At 70.4% G+C, this 20747-nt stretch carries 15 protein-coding genes; 12 read left to right on the forward strand and 3 right to left on the reverse strand.

What is annotated here, in order from left to right; all coding sequences use genetic code 11:
* The first annotated feature begins 153 nt into the window (after positions 1-153).
* The 7 genes from aroB to HZB25_11075 all read left to right on the forward strand — a co-directional run bounded on the left by aroB (position 154) and on the right by HZB25_11075 (position 6550).
* The gene (gene aroB / locus HZB25_11045) at positions 154-1272 is read left to right on the forward strand and encodes a 3-dehydroquinate synthase (protein MBI5837773.1); all 1119 of its coding nucleotides are present in this window, start codon (positions 154-156) and stop codon (positions 1270-1272) included.
* On the forward strand, positions 1269-1706 hold the full coding sequence (aroQ, locus tag HZB25_11050; protein ID MBI5837774.1) for a type II 3-dehydroquinate dehydratase: 438 nt from the start codon (positions 1269-1271) through the stop codon (positions 1704-1706). Before aroB ends, aroQ begins: the two co-directional genes overlap by 4 nt.
* A gap of 10 nt (positions 1707-1716) precedes the next feature.
* Positions 1717-2247, forward strand: a complete 531-nt coding sequence (gene accB / locus HZB25_11055; GenBank protein ID MBI5837775.1) for an acetyl-CoA carboxylase biotin carboxyl carrier protein — start codon at positions 1717-1719, stop codon at positions 2245-2247.
* Between the two features lie 19 nt (positions 2248-2266).
* Positions 2267-3442 carry a type IV pilus twitching motility protein PilT gene (locus HZB25_11060; protein MBI5837776.1) on the forward strand — a complete coding sequence of 392 codons (1176 nt, stop codon included), beginning with the start codon at positions 2267-2269 and terminating at the stop codon, positions 3440-3442.
* A 143-nt stretch (positions 3443-3585) separates the two neighbouring features.
* A complete protein-coding gene (accC, locus tag HZB25_11065; protein MBI5837777.1) occupies positions 3586-4947 on the forward strand; it encodes an acetyl-CoA carboxylase biotin carboxylase subunit in 1362 nt (453 codons plus the stop codon).
* Positions 4944-5687: a 2-phosphosulfolactate phosphatase gene (locus HZB25_11070; protein MBI5837778.1), complete on the forward strand. Its 744-nt coding sequence runs from the start codon at positions 4944-4946 to the stop codon at positions 5685-5687. The genes accC and HZB25_11070 overlap by 4 nt, the downstream gene beginning before the upstream one ends.
* Positions 5684-6550, forward strand: coding sequence for an ACT domain-containing protein (locus tag HZB25_11075; protein MBI5837779.1), 867 nt, complete (start codon positions 5684-5686; stop codon positions 6548-6550). The genes HZB25_11070 and HZB25_11075 overlap by 4 nt, the downstream gene beginning before the upstream one ends.
* A 70-nt stretch (positions 6551-6620) precedes the next feature.
* Here HZB25_11075 and HZB25_11080 read toward each other — a convergent pair whose 3' ends face one another.
* A complete protein-coding gene (locus HZB25_11080; protein ID MBI5837780.1) occupies positions 6621-7463 on the reverse strand; it encodes a DUF4097 family beta strand repeat protein in 843 nt (280 codons plus the stop codon).
* A 164-nt stretch (positions 7464-7627) separates the two neighbouring features.
* Between HZB25_11080 and HZB25_11085 the strand changes: the two genes are divergently transcribed.
* Positions 7628-8935: an MFS transporter gene (locus tag HZB25_11085; GenBank protein ID MBI5837781.1), complete on the forward strand. Its 1308-nt coding sequence runs from the start codon at positions 7628-7630 to the stop codon at positions 8933-8935.
* 103 nt (positions 8936-9038) lie between these two features.
* On the opposite strand, the gene HZB25_11090 is transcribed toward HZB25_11085, so the two are convergent.
* Positions 9039-10124, reverse strand: coding sequence for an LptF/LptG family permease (locus HZB25_11090; GenBank protein ID MBI5837782.1), 1086 nt, complete (start codon positions 10122-10124; stop codon positions 9039-9041).
* On the reverse strand, positions 10121-11473 hold the full coding sequence (locus HZB25_11095) for an LptF/LptG family permease (GenBank protein MBI5837783.1): 1353 nt from the start codon (positions 11471-11473) through the stop codon (positions 10121-10123). Before HZB25_11095 ends, HZB25_11090 begins: the two co-directional genes overlap by 4 nt.
* Before the next feature lie 176 nt (positions 11474-11649).
* Here HZB25_11095 and HZB25_11100 point away from each other — a divergent pair, with 176 nt between their 5' ends.
* The 4 genes from HZB25_11100 to nusA all read left to right on the forward strand — a co-directional run bounded on the left by HZB25_11100 (position 11650) and on the right by nusA (position 20747).
* Positions 11650-17571 carry a hypothetical protein gene (locus HZB25_11100; GenBank protein MBI5837784.1) on the forward strand — a complete coding sequence of 1974 codons (5922 nt, stop codon included), beginning with the start codon at positions 11650-11652 and terminating at the stop codon, positions 17569-17571.
* Between the two features lie 41 nt (positions 17572-17612).
* Entirely contained in the window at positions 17613-18539 is a 927-nt protein-coding gene (locus HZB25_11105) for a M28 family peptidase (protein ID MBI5837785.1), read from the forward strand.
* A gap of 256 nt (positions 18540-18795) precedes the next feature.
* On the forward strand, positions 18796-19281 hold the full coding sequence (locus tag HZB25_11110) for a ribosome maturation factor RimP (GenBank protein MBI5837786.1): 486 nt from the start codon (positions 18796-18798) through the stop codon (positions 19279-19281).
* Positions 19278-20747 carry a transcription termination/antitermination protein NusA gene (gene nusA, locus HZB25_11115; protein MBI5837787.1) on the forward strand — a complete coding sequence of 490 codons (1470 nt, stop codon included), beginning with the start codon at positions 19278-19280 and terminating at the stop codon, positions 20745-20747. Before HZB25_11110 ends, nusA begins: the two co-directional genes overlap by 4 nt.

Consider the following 20747-nt stretch of genomic DNA (forward strand, 5'->3'; position numbering starts at 1 on the left):
ACGAGGACCTCAGGTTGTGCTTCGAAGAATGAACCCGGCGGGGAGCCCAACGGCTCCCCGCTTTTCTCTCCCGCTTCGTCTGCCCTGGTCCGCGTCCCTGGTCCGGTGCGTCCGGTTCACCCCCGGGGCCGGCTTGTGCTAGGTTCCCTACCAATGAATCAGAGCGTCGTGCGCGTCCCGCTGGGCGAGAGGTCGTACCGTGTGCACATCGGCGCGGGTCTTCTCGGCGGCCTGCCGCGCCTCCTGCGCGAGCTGGGATCGCACCGCCAGCTCTGGATCCTCACCGACGCCCGCGTGGCGCGGCTGCACGCCCGGTCCCTGGCCGGTCGGTTGCGCCGCGCCGGCTTCCGCGTGCGCCTCGACGCCGTCCCACCCGGGGAACGGTCCAAGTCCGCGGCCACGCTGGAGCGGCTGGCGCTTCGCGGTCTGCGCGGCGGGATCACACGGGACGCGCTGCTGCTGGCCGTGGGGGGTGGGGTGGTGGGGGACCTGGGCGGACTTCTCGCCGGCACCTACCTGCGCGGCCTCCCGTGGGTCCAGGTGCCCACCACGCTGCTGGCGCAGGTGGACGCCAGCGTCGGGGGCAAGGTGGCGGTGGACGTGGGGCCTTACAAGAACAGCCTGGGTTTGTTCCTGCAGCCCCGGGCGGTGGTGGCCGACGTTTCGGTGCTGCGAACCCTGCCGCTGCGGCAGTTCCGCTGCGGCGTGGCGGAGGCCATCAAGATGGCCGCGGTCCTGGGCCGCCGGGATTTCGCCTGGCTGGAGCGCCACGTCCAGGGGCTCGGTCCTCGGAGCCCCTCCCCGGAACTCGTCGAGCTGGTCCGCCGTTCGGTCCGCCTGAAGTCCGCCGTGGTGGCCGGGGACGAATTCGACCGCGGCCGCCGCGCGCTGCTCAATTTCGGGCACACCCTGGGACACGCCCTGGAGGGCCTGCAGCGCTACCGCGGCCTGCTGCACGGGGAGGCGGTGGCGGTGGGTTGCGCTTTCGCGGCGGGCTGGTCCCGCGACCTCGGGTTGCTCCCGGCGGGGGACGCCGCCCGGCTGCTGGCGCTCCTGGCGGACGCCGGCCTGCCCGTCCGGCCTCCGGCGGTTCGCCCGGCCCGGGTCCTGAAGCTCATTCTTGGAGACAAGAAACAATCTGACAATGGGTTAGCCTTCGTGTTGACAGGCCCATTGGGCGATGGTAGCGTGAGACGCCTTCGCCGTGGCAAGGCGCTGGAGCGGGCGCTGGAGGCGTTCCTGGAATCGCGTCCCGCAAAGGAGCGACCCTGAAGAAGATCCTGGTGCTGCACGGCCCCAACCTGAACCTGCTGGGGAAGCGCGAGCCGGAGGTCTACGGCCGGGCCAGCCTGGCGGAGATTGACGCTGAACTGGGGCGGCGGGCTTCGGAGCTGGGGGTGGCGGTCGAGTGCCGCCAGTCCAACCATGAAGGCGAGCTGATCGACTGGGTCCAGTCGGCTCCCGCTGCCTTCCAGGGGCTCATTCTCAACCCCGGCGGCCTGACCCACACCAGCGTGGCGCTCCGCGACGCGGTGGCGGGGGTGAGCCTGCCCGCCGTGGAAGTTCACCTGTCGAATATCTTCGCGCGGGAGCCGTTCCGGCGCGAGTCCCTGATCGCCGGCGTCGCCTGGGGCTGCATCAGCGGCCTGGGCCCGACCGGATACTTGCTGGCACTGGAGGCCCTGGCCGGACGGCGCGACGCCTGACGGCATTGCCATGAGCCCGAAATCGAGATCCAAGTCGAAGCGGTCCCACAAGGCCGCCACCCCCGCCGCCGCTCGCGGAACCAAGCCCGCCTATCTCGCGGAGCTGCGCGCGCTGATTGACCTGGTCGCCGAGACCGGCATTTCGGATCTCGAGGTGCAGTCCAGCGGCCGGGTGTTCCGCATCGGTCGCAACGGGCAGGCGTTCTCGCCCGGTGCCTTCGCCATGCCGGCGGTCTCCCTGCCCGCGCCCACGGCGGCGGCCGCGCCGGCGCCGGCCAGGGCCGCCGAAATCAGTCGCTTCGTGCCCATTAAGTCCCCCCTGGTGGGTACCTTCTACCGGGCTCCCGCCCCGGATGCCGATCCCTATGTCGAAGAAGGGGACCGGGTGAGCCTCGGCCAGACGGTCTGCATCGTCGAGGCCATGAAGCTCATGAACGAGATCCAGGCCGAATCCCCGGGCCGGATCGTCAGGGTCCTGATCGAAAACGCCCAGCCGGTGGAATTCGGTCAGGATCTCTTTTTGGTGGACCCCGAGGGCTGACCTGCCGATAACCTTCTCGATGAGTGTCGACCTGCGTCGCATCCTCGAGAAGATGGTCCAGTCCGGGGCCTCCGACCTCCACCTCAAGGTGGGGGTCCCGCCGTGCATCCGGGTCAATGGAGACCTGATCCGGCTGGACGACCCGCCGCCGTCGCTGCAGGACGCGCGCGCCATCCTGGACGAGCTGCTCAAGCCCCACCAGAAGCAGATCTTCGAACAGCAGCGCGAGGTGGACTTCGCCTTCGGCGTGCCCGGCCTGGCCCGCTTCCGCGCCAACTTCTACCAGCAGCGCGGCACCTTCGCACTGTGCTTCCGGCAGGTGCCCATGACCGTGCCCACGCTGGAGGAGCTGCACCTCCCGCCGGTCCTGGCCGAGCTGGCCAAGCGGCCCCGCGGCCTGATCCTGGTGACCGGCGCGACCGGCTCGGGCAAGTCCACCACCCTGGCCTCGATGATCCACGTCATGAACCGCGAAATGGGCCGCACCGTGATCACCATCGAGGACCCCATCGAGTACCTGCACTCCGACCAGCAGTGTTACATCAGCCAGCGGGAGGTGGGCCTCGACACGGAGAGCTTCGGCGAGGGCCTCAAGCACATCCTGCGGCAGGACCCCGACGTGATCCTGGTGGGCGAGATCCGCGACGTGGAGACCATGGAGACGGTGCTGAGCGCCGCCGACACCGGCCACCTGGTGTTCTCGACGCTGCACACCACGGACGCCGTGCAGACGGTCAACCGCATCCTGTCCTTCTTCCCGCCGGACCAGCGCGAGGAGGCCCGCTACCTGGTGAGCTCCACGTTGCAGGCGGTGGTGTCGCAGCGGCTGATCCCGCGCGCCGACGGCAAGGGCCGCGTGCCCGCCGCGGAGGTGCTGGTGACCACCGCCACGGTGCGCGAGTACATCGAGGACCCCACCAAGACCTCGATGATCCGCCAGCTGATTGCCGAGGGCGTGGCCGAGTACGGCACGCAGACCTTCGACCAGTCGGTGATGCAGCTGTACACGTCCGGACTGATCACCATCGACCAGGCCCTGGTGTACTGCTCCAACCCGAACGAGTTCATGCTCCGCGTCAAGGGCATCCACACCACCAGCGACCGCAGCTGGGACGCGTTCGAGGCGCCCGAGGAGGGCGAGGAGAAGACGGGCATGGTGAAGACCCGGACCGAGGGGCCCGACCTCTTTCTATAGTGCGGGCATCCGGGCCCGCCGGACGCGGGCACGCAGGACTTTGAAGGGGCGCACGCGCATGCGCCCCTTCCGCATCGAGTGCGCGGATCAGGGGTTCACGCGCGCCTTTTGCCGCCGGCCGCCGCCATGCTATGCTGCCTCGCATGTTCAAGCGCGTCCTGATCGCCAACCGGGGTGAGATCGCCCTGCGCATCCTCCGGGCCTGCCACGAACTCGGCATCGACACCGTGGCCGTGTTCTCCGAGGCCGACCGGGAGTCGCTGCACGTGCGCCTGGCGGACCAGGCGGTGTGCATCGGCCCGGCCGCCGCCGCCCAGAGCTATCTCAACATCCCGCGGATCATCGCCGCGGCCGAGGTGAGCGGCGCGGACGCCATCCATCCCGGCTACGGGTTCCTGGCCGAGAACGCCCACTTCTCCGAAGTGGTGGCCAGCTGCGGGCTGCAGTTCATCGGCCCCACCGCCGAGATGATCCGCTCCATGGGGGACAAGGCGCTGGCGCGCAAGATGATGAAGGACGCCGGCGTGCCCATCGTGCCCGGCAGCCCCGGACCCGTATCCGGGCTGGAGGAAGCCCTGAAGGTGGCCGACGAGATCGGCTATCCGGTGATGATCAAGGCGGTCTCCGGCGGCGGCGGCAAGGGCATGCGCATGGTCACCGAGAAGAGCGCGCTCAAGAACCACCTGATGATGGCCCAGGCCGAGGCCGAGGCCGCCTTCGGCGACGGCTCGGTCTACATCGAGCACTTCGTGGAGCGCCCGCGCCACGTGGAGATCCAGCTGCTGGGGGACCGTTTCGGCAACGTGATCCACCTCAACGAACGCGACTGCTCGGTGCAGCGGCGCAACCAGAAGATGATCGAGGAGTCCCCCTCGCCGGCCATCACCCCCGAGACCCGCCGCGCCATGGGCGAGGCCGCGGTGGCGGGGGCGAAGCGCATCCGCTACGAGGGCGCCGGCACCATTGAATTCCTGCTCGATCCCAGGGGCCACTTCTACTTCATGGAGATGAACACGCGGATCCAGGTGGAGCACCCCGTCACCGAGGAGGTGACCGGGCTGGACCTGCTCAAGGAGCAGATCCGGCTGGCCGCCGGCGAGCCTCTGGGCTACGGCACGCCGGACATCCCGATGAACGGGCACGCCATCGAATGTCGCGTGTGCGCCGAGGATCCCGCACAGGGCTTCCGTCCCTCGCCCGGGAAGATCACCTACCTGCACATGCCCGGCGGGCCGGGCATCCGCGTGGACAGCCACGTGTATTCGGGCTACAGCGTGCCGGCCAACTACGACTCCCTGATCGGGAAGATCATCGCCCGCGGCCTGGACCGCGCCGAGGCGCTGCGCAGGATGCAGATGGCGCTGCGCGAGTGCATCGTGGACGGCGTGCAGACCACGATTCCGCTGCTGATCCGCATCCTCGGCGACCCCGAGTTCCAGAAGGGCGAGGTGGACACCGGCTACCTGGCCCGCTTCCTCGAGGCCTCGGCCGCGCCGTCCCCGTGAACCTGGAAGTCCAGACGCTGCCCACCGCCGAGGCCGGCGAAGCCGCCGACCTGGGCGGGCGCGCCGTGCTGGTGCTCGACGTCCTGCGGGCCACCACCACGCTGGCCTTCGCGTTCGCGCACGGGGCGCGGCTGGCGCTGCCCGCGGCCGACGTGCCGGCGGCGCTCCGCCTGGCCGACGGCCTGGCCCACGACGGCGTGCTGCTGTGCGGCGAGCGCGGCGGGCGCCGGATCCCGGGCTTCGACCTGGGCAATTCACCGCTGGAGTACACCGCCGCGCGCGTCGGCGGGCGCCCCCTGGTCTTCGCCAGCACCAACGGCTCCCGGGCGCTCAAGGCGCTGCGGGGGGTGACGCGGGCGGCCACGGCGGCCCTGGTGAACGCCTCCTCCGCGGCCCGCTGGGTGCTGGCCGGGCCGGGGCCGCTGACGCTGCTGTGTTCGGGGCAGGAGGGCCAGGCGAGCCCCGAGGACCTGCTGGGGGCGGGAGCGGTGCTGGAGCGGCTCGAGCGGGCCGGCGTGAAGCTGGAGTCCGACACCATTTCCCGGGAGGCGCGCCGGGCCTACGAAGACTGCCGGCCCGACCTGTACGCGGCGTTGCGGGCCTGCCCGCACGGGGCGTACCTTGAATCCTTGGGCTTCGCGGAGGACCTGGTGGTCTGCTCCCGTGAGGATACCCTGGAGACGCTGCCCGAATGGTGCGATGACCGGCTCGTTCCGGGGCCGGCGGGAGAGGCACGATGAAGAAGCCGGGCACCGCGGACAAGGGCTTCCGGATCGCCTACCAGGGCGAGCCGGGGGCGTGGAGCGAGGTGGCCGCGCTGCGCAGCGGGGGCGAGCCGTGGCCGTGCCCCGACTTCGCGGCGGCCTTCGCCACGCTCACCGGGGACGAGTGCGCCTTCGCCGTGCTGCCCATCGAGAACTCGTTGGGCGGCAGCCTGCACGAGAACTACGACCTGTTGGCGCGCGAGCCCGTGCGCATCGTGGCGGAGGGCTACCTGCCCATCGAGCACCGTGTGCTGGGGCTGCCGGGCGCCACGCTGGCCGGGGCGCGCACGGTGCACTCGCATCCCCAGGCGCTGGCGCAGTGCTCGAGCTTCTTCCGCAGGCATCCCCACCTTATGCCGGTGGCCGCGTACGACACTGCCGGCGCGGCCGCCGAGGTCGCCGCCCTGGGGGACCGGGACCGCCTGGCGGTGGGCAGCGCCCGCGCCGGCGAGCTGCACGGCCTGGTCGAGCTGGCCCGGCCGGTGCCGCCGGACGAGATCAACATCACGCGCTTCCTGTACCTGGCGCGCGAGGGGCGGCCCGAGCCCCGCTGGGCGCACGGCGAGGGCCCCCGCAAGACCTCGCTGGTGTTCGGGCTGCAGCACCGCCCCGGCACGCTGGGCGGCGTGCTGGCCGCGTTCGCCGACCGCGGCATCAACCTCACCAAGATCGAGTCCCGCCCCACCCGCCGGCAGCCCTTCGAGTACCTGTTCTACGTGGACTTCGAGGGCGACGAAAGCGAACCGGAGGCCCACGCGGCCATGCGGTCGCTGCGGGCCTCCGCCGTGAACCTGAAAGTGCTGGGCTGCTACCGGGCCATCCGCTCCGCCACCCACTGAGTGCGCCGGGAGCGGGGGCCGTCGCGCCGGGTTGGTGAGCCCCGCGCGCCGGGCCGCCGCCCGGACGCCGCTAGTCCACGGTCACGTCCCCCGAGCCGGTCTCCACCCGCACCGTCGGGCCGCCGCCGTTCACCGCCCCCCGTGCCAGGTGCGACCCCAGCCGGCCGGTCACGGTGACGGGATGGGTGCACTGCACATCGCCCGATCCGGTGCGCACGTCCAGGCTGAAGGCGGCGTCGCGCGGGACGTGCAGCACCACGTCGCCGGAACCGGTCCCCAGCTTCCAGTCCGCCTTTGGCGCGCCCTGCGCCGTGATGTCCCCGCTGCCGGTGCCGGCGTTGAGGGTTCCGCTGACCCCGTAGAGCACGATGTCGCCGGAGCCGGTCTCGGCCCGGGCGTCCCCGGAGGCGTCGCGCACCGCGATGTCGCCCGAGCCGGTGGACACGTCCACGGAGGCGGCGAGCCCGCGCGTCAGGATGTCGCCCGAGCCGGTGCGGCCCTTGAGCCGGGTGCCTGGCGGGGCCTCGATGACATAATCAATGGACACGTTCTGGAACAGGTCGTGGTCGTTGTCGCGGCCCACCACGACCCCCGTGGAGGTCTGCTCGATGGGCGGGCGGGACAGGATCTCGCGCAGGCGCCTTTCGGCGGTGCCCTTCGCGCGCCACCAGTGCTTCTGCACCCGCACCTTGCCCACGATGTGCACGCGGCCGGCGGGACCCGGGTGCACGCGGATGTCGCCGGAGCCGGTGTGCACCTCCAGGGGAACCCCGGAGGCCACGCTCAGGGTGCGGTCAAAGGTCCCGCGGGCGGCGTCGAGGTCGCTCGCCACCGCGGGGGCCAGGGTCACGGCGACGGCGCACGCCGCGGCCAGACCCGCAGCCGGAAAGCGCCAGGCTCGGAACGAGTGCATCGGGATCCTCCTCTCCTCGGGGGCGCGTCGGGGCCCGCGACACCGGGTTGGGGATTGAACGCGCGGCCCCGCAGTCCTAATCTCCTGCACATTGCCTTTACGTCGTTCCGGCCCCGGAGGTTGCACCCGTGACGAAAGCCACCCCCGCTTCAGGCCGCACCTTCCTGGACCTCACCGGCTACCAGTGGACGGTCCTGTTCGCGGCGTGGCTGGGGTGGGGTTTCGATGTCTTCGACGGGCTGCTGTTCAACTACGTAGCCCCCAACTGCGTGCCCACGCTGCTGGGGCTGGCCCTGGGCTCCCCGGAGGCCAAGGCGGCCACGCTGCGCTGGGCCGGGGTGCTGACCTCGCTGCTGCTGCTGGGCTGGGCCGCCGGCGGGATCCTGTTCGGGCAGGTGGCCGACCGGATCGGCCGCACCCGCACGCTCATGCTCACCATGCTGCTGTACGCGCTGGGCACCGCCCTGTGTGCCTTTGCCCCCAACCTGTGGGTCCTGGCCCTGTGCCGGCTGGTGGCCAGCCTGGGCATCGGCGGGGAGTGGGCGGCGGGGGCGGCCATGGTGGCCGAAGTGGTCCCGGAGAAGCGCCGGGTGGAGGCCGGCGCGCTGCTCTACACCTCCGCCCCGATGGGCCTGTTCCTGGCCACCTTCGTGAACTTCCAGGTCGCGGGGGTGCTGTTCAAGGCCTCTCCCGAGGTGTCGTGGCGATACGTGTTCCTGTTCGGGCTGCTGCCCGCCTTTGCGGCCTTCCTGGTGCGGATGTTCGTGCGGGAACCGGAGCGCTGGAAGCAGTCCGCCCCGGCGGCGTCCCACGCCCGGGTGGCCGAGCTGTTTCATCCCGGCATGCGGCGCTTCACCCTGAGCGGGTTCCTGATGGCGGTGATCGCGCTGATCATGTGGTGGAGCTGCAACGCGTTCATCCCGGTGGTGGCCACCGGGCTGGCGCAGGCCGCGGCGAAGCTGCGCGCCCTGGACCGGGCGGGGGCGCTGGCGCTGGCGGAGGGCTGGAAGCAGGCGGCCACCAACTGGTTCAATCTCGGGGGGCTGCTGGGCACGCTGCTCACCGTGCCCGCCTCCAAGTGCCTCGGCCGCCGACCCATGTTCGGGCTGTACTTCCTGGGCGCCGGCATCTCCATCCTGGCGGCATTCGGGCTGGATCTCGCGCCGGAGACCCGCCTGGTGATGTACTTCCCCATCGGGCTCACGGTGTTCGGCGTCTTCGGCAGCTTCACCTATTACCTGCCGGAGCTGTTTCCCACGCGCCTGCGCGGCACCGGGGCGGGATTCTGCTACAACGTGGGCCGGGTGATCGCCGCCGCGGGGCCGTTCCTAGTGGGCACCATCGCCTCGCAGGGGGCCAACTCGCTGACCGCCGCGCTGCAGGCCCTGTTCTGGGTGGGCTTCGCGCCGCTCGCGGGGCTGCTGCTGCTGCCGTGGGTGGTGGAGACGCGGGGCCGGGCGCTGGCGGACTAGCCGTCGGCCCGCGGGGGACCCGGGGTGGGCCCGCGGCGAACCGGTGGCGGGCCCGGGGCGAACCGGCGGGCCTGCGGCGAATCCACGGCCGCCCTGCGGCCCGCTACCGGGGTGACTTCCACAACATCGCGCCCGCCACCGCCAGGAACAGGGCGTGGCCCGCCCAGCCCGCGAACCACGGCGGGAGCACCCCGGACTGACCCAGGGCCCGCCCGGTGGCCACCACCCCGTAGAACGCGAAGCTCGCCACCGCCGAGAGCCCGAACGCCAGCGCCGGGCTGTTCCTGCGCAGCTGCGCCGCGATCGCCACCGCGATCAGCAGGGCCACCAGGTTGATCAGCGGGTAGCTCAGCTTCAGCTGGAAGTCCACCTCGTAGCGCTCGGCGGCCCGGCCGCTCTCCACGAGCCGGCCGATGTACCTGCGCAGCTCGGTGATGGTCATCTGGGAGGGGTTGCGCTCCTCGGCGGCGAAGTCCGCGGGCCGCTCGCGCAGCCGGGCCAGGGTGAGCGTGCCGAATCGCACCGCGGTCTCGCGGTCCTCGCCGAACACGCGCTGGACCCCGTCGCGCAGCACCCAGTGTGCGCCGTCCCAGGTGCCCTCGCGCGCGTCGATGCGCACCCGCACCCGGCCGCCGCCGAAGCTCTGGATGGTGGGCTCCAGCATGCGCTGCTCCTGCACCAGGTAGGAGCGCATGGAAAACACCCGGCCCTCGGTGCCCATGTACAGCAGGTTGTCGCGCTGCGAGGGCGGGCTGGGCACGATGTGCATCACGGTGCGCTCGAGGTACTGCTGGCGCGCGCGGTTGGAGCGCGGCACCGCGTACTCTTCGAGCACGAAGGAGACCGCGCTGGCCAGAAGGGCCACGCCGAGCAGCGGGCGCGCCAGGCGCAGGTACGAGCGGCCGGCCACGTTCATGGCGGTCAGCTCGTTGAACTTGCCCATCTGGGAGAGTGTCAGCATGGCGGCCAGCAGCAGCGCCATCGGCATCACCAGCACCGCCACCGAGGGCACGTGCAGAGCGAAGTACACGGCCAGCTGCGCGGCGCCGGCGTGGGCGTCCAGGAAGCGGTCGATCTTCTCGAACACGTCCACCACGGCGAAGATGCCCACGAAGAACAGGAACGTGAGCGCGAAGTACAGCAGGAACTCCCGCAGCACGTAGCGGTCGAGGATGCCGGGCCGGTTCACCGCGGGAGCACCTCGGCCTCGCGCAGCGTCAGGTACAGCCCGACGCCCCCGATCACCAGGTTGGGCAGCCACATGGACAGGAACGGGCTCAGGTGCCCGTGCTTGGCCAGTTCCTCGCCCACCACCAGCGTCACGTAATAGAACAGGAAGAACAGCAGGCTGGCGAAGGCCACCGCCGGACCGGCGCGCCTCACCCGCAGCCCCAGCGGCGCGCCGATGAGCACGAACACCACGCACGCCGCCGGGATGGCGAACTTCTTCTGGATCTCCACCCCGTAGCTCCAGCGCTGGTCGTCCAGCGCGCGCACCTGCAGCAGGTACGACTGCAGGCTGGCCTGGTCACCGGGGGGCATGGGCTTCGGAACGGGGTGGGGGCGCTGGAAGAGCTGCGCCACCAGCGCCAGCAGCGCGGAGAAGCGCGGCTCCCGGGGCCGCGGGCCGCCCTCCTGGAACACCCAGTCGGCGTCGTCCAGCGAGTGGTACCCGTACTGGCTCAGCAGGGGCATGGCCCGGCGCTGGATTTCCACGCGCTCGGCGTCCAGGCCCTTGAGTGCGTTGCGCATGTCGCGGGTGCTCATCTCGCGGTCGCTGCGTGCGGAGCGGTCGGTGTGCCGCAGCGCCTGGCCCACGCCGAGGATGCGCAGCGTGTGGCGGCGGAACACCAGCCGGCGGTACTTGTCCTTGAGCGCCGCCTCCTTGGGGACCTCGTGGATCTCCCCGTCCTGCAGGTGAAAGGTGACGGCGTCCTCGCGGGGGTCGTACTCCAGCTGCCCCGAGCGCGCGGTGATGGTGGTGGGCAGGCGGTCGGCGTGGAGCTGGTAGATGGTGATGTCCCCCAGGCGCGAGGTCCTGGCGTTGACGCGTCCCACGAGGAGGCGATACCCTTCGAAGTCGTCCAGAAACACCCCCTCCTCGAGCTTGAATGCGGGGCGCTTCTGGCCGATGTCGTACATGAGATTCGCGAACTGGTGGTTGGTCTCGGGCAACACGTGGTTGTTGAACAGCGTGAGGCCCACCGCAAGCAAGCCCGCCGCCCCCACCAGCGGGAGCAGGACACCCAGGAGCGCCACGCCGCTGGTGCGCATGGCGGAGATTTCGTGGTCCTGCGACAGCCGCCCGAAGGTCATCAGCACGGCCACCAGGACCGAACAGGGCACGGACAGAGCGATCATCCAGCCCTGCCCCAGCAGGAAGAGCTCGCCCACCACGATGGGGGGCACGCCCTTGCTCACGATGAGGTCCACGTACTCGAACAGGAAGTCGAGGGCGAAGATCAGCGTGATCACGCCGAAGCCCACCAGGAGCGGGACCACGTGAAGTCCCAGTACGTAACGCGCGAACCGGTTCATGGTGAAGGACTTGCGCCCGGGTGGAACCTGCCCGGCGCGGCCGGTGTATCCAGAGGGTCGGGCCTCAGTGCAGCCTGCCGCCCGGCGGCCGCCGGCACCAGCCGGGCCCACCTGGAACCGGCGGCCGTGCGCGCCCACGCGGGTCGCGTCCGGGGCGCCATCACCCGTCGGGTACCGTGATCAGATTCCAGTCCGTCCTCCTCAGCTTCCTGCTGGCCTCCGCCGCCGTCACGGCCGGCGTCCCGGCCGCCTGCGCGGCCCCGCCCCAGGACCAGCCCACCGGGACCTACACCCCCGGGACCCAATCGATGGGTCTTCCGTCCAGCGGCGACACCACCCAGGCGCAGCCCGGCGGCGACCCGGCCCGGCGCCTGCAAGAGCGGATCCTCTACACCGGCGATCCGCGCAAGGACGAGATTCGCTTCGACGCGGACAGCGGCATGGTAGAACTGCGCAGCAGAGTGGACAACTACGAACTGGGTCCGGCCCGCCGGCTGCCGGTTCGCGAGTACTCCCGCTACCTGACGCTCCGCAACTACGACCTGGTGTTCATGCGCGAGTCGTACAGGGCCCTGGGGGTGGTGCCCGCGGACGCCACCGGCCTGCGCCCCGGCCGCTTCAAGCTGGAGCTGCCGGTCAACCTGCCCGGCTTCGCCCAGAGCATCTTTGGCAACGTGCGCCCCAACCTGGCGCTGACCGGCAGCGAGACGCTCACCCTGGGCGGGACCTCCAACTGGGACAACCGCCCGCTGGCGCTGGGCCGCCAGAGCAAGTTCCCGCAGCTGGAGATGAAGCAGGACCTGCAAGTGAAGGTGCAGGGGAGCATCGGCGGGAAGGTGAAGGTGGATGTGGACCAGACCAGCAACGCCGCCACCACCCCGCTCAGCAACCGCATCCGCATCACCTACACCGGCGACGAGGACGAGGTGGTGCGCAGCATGGAACTGGGCAACACCCAGCTCTCCCTGCCCGGCACCCAGTTCGTGAGCTACAGCGGCCAGCACCAGGGCCTGTTCGGGCTCAAGACGCTCTCGAAGTTCGGGCCGCTGGACCTGACCATGATCGCCTCCAAGCAGGAGGGCCAGAGCAAGCGCGACACCTTCAAACGCTCGGCGCAACAGCGCACCGAGCGCATCGAGGACTACCAGTACTCGCAGCGGCAGTTCTTCTACATCACGGACCTGCCGGACACCGGGATCGACGTGGGCTCCATCGCGCTGTACGTGGATCCGCGCATCGGGGGCGTCTTCGAGGGGCGGGCCGGCAAGGCCTACCTGGATCCCTCCGACCCCGCCACCGGCCCGGTGTTCGAGGGCAGCTTCGTGTACAAGCAGCTCAACGACTTCTACAAGGTGCAGACCCAGTGGCGCGGCAGGGGCATGCCGGTCATCGAGCTGAACGCGCCGCTGGACGAGTCCTCGGTGCTGGCGGTCACCTACCGCACCGCGACGGGCTCGGTGGGCACCGATGCGGAAGGCAGCCCGCTGGTGCTGAAGATGCTCCGGCCGTTCAAGGAACTGGTGACCACCGACTCCAACGGCAACTACGATCCGGAGGGTCCCTGGTACCGCACCGTCTTCTACGAGCTGCGCAACATCTACCGGCTCTCGGGAATCAAGATCGACCAGGAGACGTTTCGCCTCGCCATCTTCAGCACCGCGTCCAACCCGCCCCAGGACTACGGGCCCAAGGGCAAGTACATCGAGATCACCGGGCTGGACAACGAGAAACTCTCGGGCTCGGATCACGTGCCGAGCGCCGACGGGCACGGCGACGGGCGCATTGACGCCGACGTGATCCGCGGCCGCAGCTTCGTGGACTACGACCGCGGCCTGATCTTCTTTCCCGACCCGCGGCCCTTCTTCTACCAGCCGGACGCGGGGCTGCCGGGGGGGCTGGCGGCCCAGGATCCGCCGGGTGTGACGCGTCCCGACGCCTTCACCACGGAGACCGCCGACACCGCCATCTACACCCAGCGCAGCTACAACTCGTCGCTGCTGGCGAACAAGTACTACCTGGAGGCCACCTACCGGGAGGGGCAGGCGGCCGACATCATCCGGCTCGACCGCACCGACATCATCGCCGGCTCGGAGGTGATCATCATCAACGGGAAGCGGCTGGAGCGCGGCGCGGACTACGAGATCACCCCCGAGATCGGCGAGATCCGCATCCTGCGACAGGACCTGCTGCTGGGCCAGCCGGAGATCTCGGTGGATTACGCCTACGCGCCGCTGTTCTCCCAGGGGCAGAAGGCCCTGGTGGGCTTCTCGGCCGCGTACGGCAAGGACTCGCCGCGCAGCTTCGCCACCACGTGGCTGTTCGAGAACAGCGGCACCCCGGAGCTGCGCCCCAAGCTGGGGGAGGAGCCTTCGCGGACGCTGGTGGGCGACATCAACGGCCAGGGCCGCTGGAAGCCGCGCTTCCTGACCCGCTTCGCCGACGCCCTGCCCGGGGTGCGGGCCACCGCCGAATCCAACGTGGACGCCCAGGGCGAGGTGGCCATGAGCCTGCCCAATCCCAACACCAAGGACCTGGGTTACGTGGACGACATGGAGGGCACCAAGGACGTGACTTCCGTGGACGTGGGCTACGGCGCGTGGAAGCCCTCGAGCCTTCCCCCGGCCTTCGCCGGAAACGTGGAGCACCACCTGGAGTCCACGTTCATGCAGGGGCGGGCGAACTACTACAACCCCTACACCCGGGTGCGCGAGGGGGACCTCAAGACCAACCTGACCGGCACCGAGTACAACCAGACCCGGCGGGTGCTGGAACTGAAGGTGGACCGCGACACCGTGAGCGACCGGGGCTCCGGCCAGCTGTGGGCGGGCATCCAGCAGGGGCTCTCGCGGACCATCCTCGATCTCTCCACCGCCACCGACGTGGAGCTCTGGATCAACGAGCACCCGGAGCAGCAGCGTAGCGGGGACTGGTCGCCGCAGGTGTGGCCCTCCGCGGCCCGCCTGCACATAGATTTCGGGCAGGTCAGCGAGGACGCCGCGTGGAGCCCCAACGTGCCGCCCAACGCCAGGCGGGACACCGAGAGCGAGCAGGGCGGCGCATTCTGGAGCGCCACCAACAACGACAACGGGCTGGACACCCTGCCCAACGCGCGCGAGTCCGGGGTGCAGGGGGTGGGCGGGGTGAACCAGTACCCGCTGCCGGACCTCAACGGGGATGATTTCAGGGACATCCCCTCCAATTCCACCCTGAAGGACGAGGACCTGGATGCGGGCTACTGGGAGAAGTACAGGGGCCTGAACGGCCCCGAGGGCAACCGGCGCTTCGACACCGAGGACCTGGACGGCAACAATCAGCTGGATACCCAGACCGGCTACTTCGAGTTCTCGGTGCCGCTCGGCGGGCTGGACACGCTCGCCTACAAGATCCAGGACGGGGCGCTGGGGTGGAAGTTCCTGCGCATCCCCATCCGCGCGTTCGTCAACGGGCGGGACTTCGACGTGGGCGGCGCGGACTGGCACTCCATCAAGCACGTGCGCATCTGGGTGTCGGGCGTGGAGAGCGGCAGCCGGCTGTCCATCGGCGGCCTGGACGTGGTGGGCAACCGCTGGCAGCTGGGCCCGACCCTCGCCGCCGGCAAGCTGGTCCCGCGCTTCCGCGTGAACGTGGTGAACAACAAGGACAACCCGTTCTACACCGTGCCCCCGGGCGTGGACCCGGGGGTGCAGCAGGCCGCCTCGGGCAGCCTCACCAACCGGGAGCAGTCGCTGTCGCTGGACTTCTCCGACCTCGGGCCCGCCGCGCGCGTGTCGGCCTTTCGGCTGTTCCAGCGCAGCAACTCCGACTACACCCTGTACCGGAACCTCCAGTTCTTCCTGTACGGCTACAAGGTCTCCGGCTCCGGCCTGCGCTTCTACATCCGGCTGGGCAACGAGGACACCACCAGCTACTACGAGTACTCCACGCCCGTGCCGCTGGACGGCTGGGAGCTCAAGACGGTGGCCTTCACCGCCCTGTCATCGCTGAAGCTGCAGGTGCCCGTCAACCGGGACACGGTGATCGCGGTGGCCGACGGGCAGGACAGCCTCAAGGTGCGGAAGCGGCCCTCGTTCAACAGCATCCGCCGGATCGAGATGGGCCTGGTGAACGCCGCCGGGGAGGCGGGACCGGTGGACAGCGGTTCGGTGTGGGTGGACGAGCTCAGCCTCGGCGAGGTGCGCAAGGACGTGGGGATGGCGCAGCGCCTGTCGCTGAACGCGCAGGTCTCCGACCTGGCCACGCTGGGCGTGAACTTCCAGCGCAGCAGCGCGGACTTCCTGAACATCGGGCGCAGCGTGGGCTCGGGCACCACCAACACCACCCTGAACCTCAACATGTCCATGCGCCTGGGCAAGTTCATGGAGCCGCTGGGCCTGGAGCTGCCGGTGAACATCACCTACAGCCGCAACAGCTCCGTGCCCAAGTTCCTGACCGGATCGGACGTGGAGTTCGGGGCGGCCGACGCGGAGCGCCAGACCACGCAGCAGCGCAACTTCACCATGAGCGGCAGCCTGAAGCGCATCGCGGTGGACTCGCCGTGGTACCTGCGCTACTTCGTGGACGCCTGGTCGCTCAACGCGAGCATCAGCACGCAGCGCTCCGCGGCGCCGCTCACCGCGGATACCACGCGCAACACCAACGTCAGCCTGTCCTACGTGCTGCCGGGCCCCCGGGAGCGCTTCTCGGTCCGCATCCCGGTGCTGGGGCTCAAGCTGTTCCCGCTGCCCACGGGCTTCAGCATGACCCAGAACCTGGTGGTGGACAGCACCGTCCACTACGACCGCGCGCTGGGGGACACCAGCGCCGGGCGGCAAGGGCGCTCGTCGAACCGGCGCACCTCCGGGATGGTGCTCAGCTCCGGGCTGCGGCCCATCGAACAGCTTTCCTATTCCGTCTCCAGCGTGCACGACCTGGTGCAGTGGAACCGCTGGTTCCTGTTCAACGTCGGCCGCGAGACCCAGCGCACCCACTCGGTGACCTTCCGGCAGGATCTCAAGATCAAGGGCATCGGGCCGACCCTGGACTGGAGCAGCAACAGCTCGGACGCCAAGACGCCGGACATGTCCCCGGACCTGACGGTGCACAACTACAGCAACCAGGGCAACCTGACGCTGAACATGCAGCTGCCGCTGCCACGGATCCTGGGCACGCGGGGAACGGGCCCCGATTCCAGCGCCACCATTCTGAAGCTTATGAAGCGGCTGCTGGCGGTGCTGGGCGACGTCAACAGCTCCTACACCAAGACCAACAGCAGCCTCAGCAGCCGCGCGTGCGGCACGCCCCCGGTGGCCTACCTCCTGGGCCTGACCACCGACCCGCAGGTGCAGATCACCGGTTCGGGCGCGCAGCAGGTCACCCGTTCCACGCACGGTTCCGCGCAGGGCCAGCTCAAGCTGGGACAGGTCCAGTCCGACATCCGCTACGACTTCAGCAAGTCCGACCTGACCTCCACCGGCGCCCGGGGCGGCAGCCAGAGCAAGACCTGGCCCGACGTGCGCGTGAACTGGGGCGCCCTGGAGAAGGTCCTGCCGTTGCGCGCCCTGGCCAGCAACCTGGCCGCCTCCACCAATTACTCGGAGCAGGTGCGGCTCACCTCGAGCGACCGGCCCGATCCCGACGTGGAGATCCGCACCCAGTCGTTCCAGCCGCTGTTCTCGGTGTCCGGCGACCTGAAGAACCGCGACCGCTTCACGCTGTCCACCGACAAGTCGATCAGCACCACCCTGAACCGGCGCGGCAACAGCGGCGCGCGGGACGAGACGCGCACCGTGCACGTGACCTTCAAGCACACCATCAAGGCTCCGCCGCCGCCGGCGGGCCAGACCGGCTCCGAACTGGGCTTCCGGCTGCGGAGCGACATTGACGTGAACTTCGACGGGTCCTACAACGTGCAGAAGCACGAGGTGACGGTGGAGCCGGGCAAGGTGCCCCCGCCGGTGCAGACCACCAAGCGGCTGGACCTGAGCGCCACGGCCACCTACACCTTCGCCAACAACGTGCGCGGCACGATGCTCGCGGGCTATGGCAACAACTACAACAGCCAGCAGGACGTGCGGTCCCACAGCATCCGTCTCTCGGCCACGGCGAGCCTGCAGTTCTGATGCGTGCGCGGCGGCGGTGGGTGGCGCGGAGTGGGGCCCCGGTGGCCGCGTGGACGCTGGCCACGGCGGTCGCGCTGGGCCCGGGCGGCTGCGTTCGCGCCCCGCGCGAGGCCCCCGACGGCGCCCGGCTCCTCGCGCTGGTGGAACGCCAGGTGGCCTTCGGGCCGCGCGTGCCGGGCAGCGCGGCGCACGACTCCTGCCGGGCGTGGATCGCCTCCCGGCTGCGGGAGGCCGGGGCGCGGGCCGTGTTCGAGCAGTCCTTCGTGGACTCCGTGCCCGGCTTCGGCACGGTGCGCCTCACCAACCTGGTGGCCTCGTTCTGGAGCGGCGGGACGGCGGGGGAGCGGCCGCGGCTGCTGTTCGTGGCGCACTGGGACAGCCGGCCCTGGTGTGACCGCGATCCCGACCTCGCGCAGCGCGCGCGGCCCCTGCCCGGCGCCAACGACGGCGGCTCGGGGGTGGCGGTGCTGCTGGAGCTGGCCCGCTCCTTCGGCCGCGTGCCGCCCGCCCAGCCGGTGGACCTGGTGTTCGTGGACGGCGAGGACCTGGGCACGCAGGCCTCACCCGGGGGCTTCTTCCGTGGCTCGACCCGCTTCGCGGCCGACGTGAAGGCCCGCGCGGGCTCGGGCTCCGGGGTGCGCTACCGGCTGGGGGTGCTGCTGGACCTGGTCGGCGGCCGGGGCGCCACCTTCCCGCGCGAGCCGAACTCGATGCTGCGCGCCCCCGACGCCGTCCGCGAGGTGTGGGACGCGGCCGCCAGCCTGCGGCTGGCCCAGTTCTCCGGGGAGATCGGCACCAGCGTCCTGGACGACCACATCCCGCTCAACGACGCGGGCATCCCCACCGTGGACGTGATCGACTTCAGCTACCCGGAATGGCACACCTCGCGGGACCTTCCGGCGGCCATGGAGCCCGCGGGCATGGTGGCCTGCTTCCGCCTGCTCGCGCACCTCGCCGACCGCCGCTGAGAAGCGGGGCGCAATCCCGGGGGGATTCCCCGCCGGGCGTGCCACCCGGCCTGCCGCCGCCCGCCACCGGACCTGAGCCTTCACGCCTATCTCCTTCCGCCTGCGGCCCGTAGCCGCGTCCGGTCCCGCCCGGCCCGCGGGGATTCCGCTTTACAAGCCAGCGCGGTTGGGTTATATGTCTCTGTTGACGAAGTGGAGGGGTGCTCCACTTTTTTTTTCGACCCCAAGCCGGGCGGGCCCGGCCCGCGGAGGGGCAGTGGAAATCCTGCATCAGATCCGCGGGCTGATTGCTGAAGTCACAGAGCTTTACGGCGTCGAGCTGGTGGATCTGGAAGTCGCGCCCATGGGGCGGCGACGGGTGTTGAGACTCCTCATCGACCAGCCCGGGGGCGTCACCCTCAAGGACTGCGCGTTCGTCAGCCGCAAGGTGTCGGAGGCGCTGGACCAGCAGGACGCCGTCCCGTTCGCCTACTTCCTCGAGGTCTCCTCGCCGGGCATCAACCGGCCGCTGACCGTGTTGCAGCACGTCGAACGATTCCAGGGCGAACCGGCCGAGGTCGAGTTGAAGGTGGCCGTCGACGGGCGCCGCCATTTCCGCGGCCGCCTGGACGGCGTGGAAGGCGGCGCCGTGCGCCTGGTCCTCGACGAGGGGGGATTCATCCTCGTGGAGTGGGACAACGTGCGCCGGGCGCGCCTGGCCACCGACCCGTGGGAGCAGCACAGGAAAGGTAAATCAGAATGAGCCAGCAGTTGGTGCAGGCGCTGGAGAGCCTCGCGCGGGAGCGCGGGGTGGATCGCGCCACCCTGGTGGAGACGCTCGAGAACAGCATCCTCTCCGCCGCCAAGAAGAAGCTCGGCCTGAACGCCCTGGTGGACGTGAAGTTCGACGACCGGGTGGGCACCTTCCACGTCGTCGCCCACCGCACCGTGGTGGACGTGGTGGAGGACGCCTCCTTCCAGATGACGGTCGAGGAGGCCCGGGCCATCAACCCGGAGGCCGCCGTCGGGGACACCCTGGACTTCCCGCAGGCCTACGAGGAATTCGGGCGCAACGCCATCCAGGCGGCCAAGCAGGTGCTGATCCAGCGCGTGCGCGAGGCCGAGCGCGACCGGGTGTACCGCGAGTACGAGGGCAAGGTGGGGCAGCTGGTGCGCGGCATGGTGCAGCAGGTGGACCGCGGCAACGTGCTGGTCAAGCTGGACCGCACCGAGGCCCTCCTGCCGGCGCGCGAGATGATGCCCCGCGACCGCTACCACCAGTCCGACATCGTGCGCGCCGTGATCCAGACGGTGGAGAAGGAATCCAAGGGCCCGCAGGTGATCCTGTCGCGGACCAATCCCGAGTTCCTGAAGCACCTGTTCCGCGCCGAGGTGCCCGAGATCTCCGAGGGCATCGTGGAGATCAAGGGCGTGGCGCGCGAGGCCGGCTCGCGCTCCAAGATCGCCGTCACCTCGCACGAGGACCGCGTGGACGCGGTGGGCTCGTGCGTGGGAGGGAAAGGCGCCCGGGTGCAGTCCATCGTGCGCGCGCTGGGTGGCGAGCGCATCGACACCGTGCCCTGGAGCATGGACGCCTCGATCTATGTCAGCCGTTCGCTCTCGCCGGCCAAGGTGGTCTCGGCCACGCCCAAGGACGAGGCCGAGAAGACCATGGAAGTGGTGGTGGCCGACGACCAGCTGTCGCTGGCCATCGGCAAGCTGGGGCAGAATGCCCGGCTGGCCACCAAGCTCACCGGCTGGAAGATCGAGCTGATTTCCCGGTCCGACCTCGAGGCCCGTCGCGCCGCCGAGCGCGCCTTGCGGGTGGACATCGAGGATCTCACGGGGGTGAGCGAGAAGATCAAGGAGAAGCTCGTGGAGGAGGGCATCGAGACCGTCGCCGACCTGGAGGTGGCTTCGCTGGAGCGCCTGCAGGAGATCCCCGGGATCGGGGAAAAGACGGCCGAGAAGCTGCTCGCCCGCGCGCGTGAAGTGATGGAGGAGGTCCGGGCGCGGGCCACCGCGGGGCCGGCCGAGTCGGCCGCCCCCGGGGAGGACGCCGAAGGGGCGGAGGCCGCGACGGCGGCCCCCGACGATGAGGCCGAAGGGGCGGAGGCGGCGCCGGCCGCGCGGCCCGAGGAACCGGCAGGCGAGCAGGGCGCCGAATCCGGGGAGCCCGCGCAGGACGCGGCCGAAGAGCCCACGGCCAAGGGCTCCACCGAGGAATGA

It is taken from the genome of Candidatus Eisenbacteria bacterium, from assembly GCA_016235265.1.
Lineage (GTDB): Bacteria > Eisenbacteria > RBG-16-71-46 > RBG-16-71-46 > JACRLI01 > JACRLI01.

Excerpts from the sequence above, each read along its gene's own strand:
- aroB (MBI5837773.1), top strand. The coding sequence starts at position 154 with ATGAATCAGAGCGTCGTGCGCGTCCCGCTGGGCGAGAGGTCGTACCGT.
- accB (MBI5837775.1), top strand. The coding sequence starts at position 1,717 with ATGAGCCCGAAATCGAGATCCAAGTCGAAGCGGTCCCACAAGGCCGCC.
- HZB25_11060 (MBI5837776.1), top strand. The coding sequence starts at position 2,267 with ATGAGTGTCGACCTGCGTCGCATCCTCGAGAAGATGGTCCAGTCCGGG.
- accC (MBI5837777.1), top strand. The coding sequence starts at position 3,586 with ATGTTCAAGCGCGTCCTGATCGCCAACCGGGGTGAGATCGCCCTGCGC.
- HZB25_11075 (MBI5837779.1), top strand. The coding sequence starts at position 5,684 with ATGAAGAAGCCGGGCACCGCGGACAAGGGCTTCCGGATCGCCTACCAG.
- HZB25_11080 (MBI5837780.1), bottom strand. The coding sequence starts at position 7,463 with ATGCACTCGTTCCGAGCCTGGCGCTTTCCGGCTGCGGGTCTGGCCGCG.
- HZB25_11095 (MBI5837783.1), bottom strand. The coding sequence starts at position 11,473 with ATGAACCGGTTCGCGCGTTACGTACTGGGACTTCACGTGGTCCCGCTC.
- nusA (MBI5837787.1), top strand. The coding sequence starts at position 19,278 with ATGAGCCAGCAGTTGGTGCAGGCGCTGGAGAGCCTCGCGCGGGAGCGC.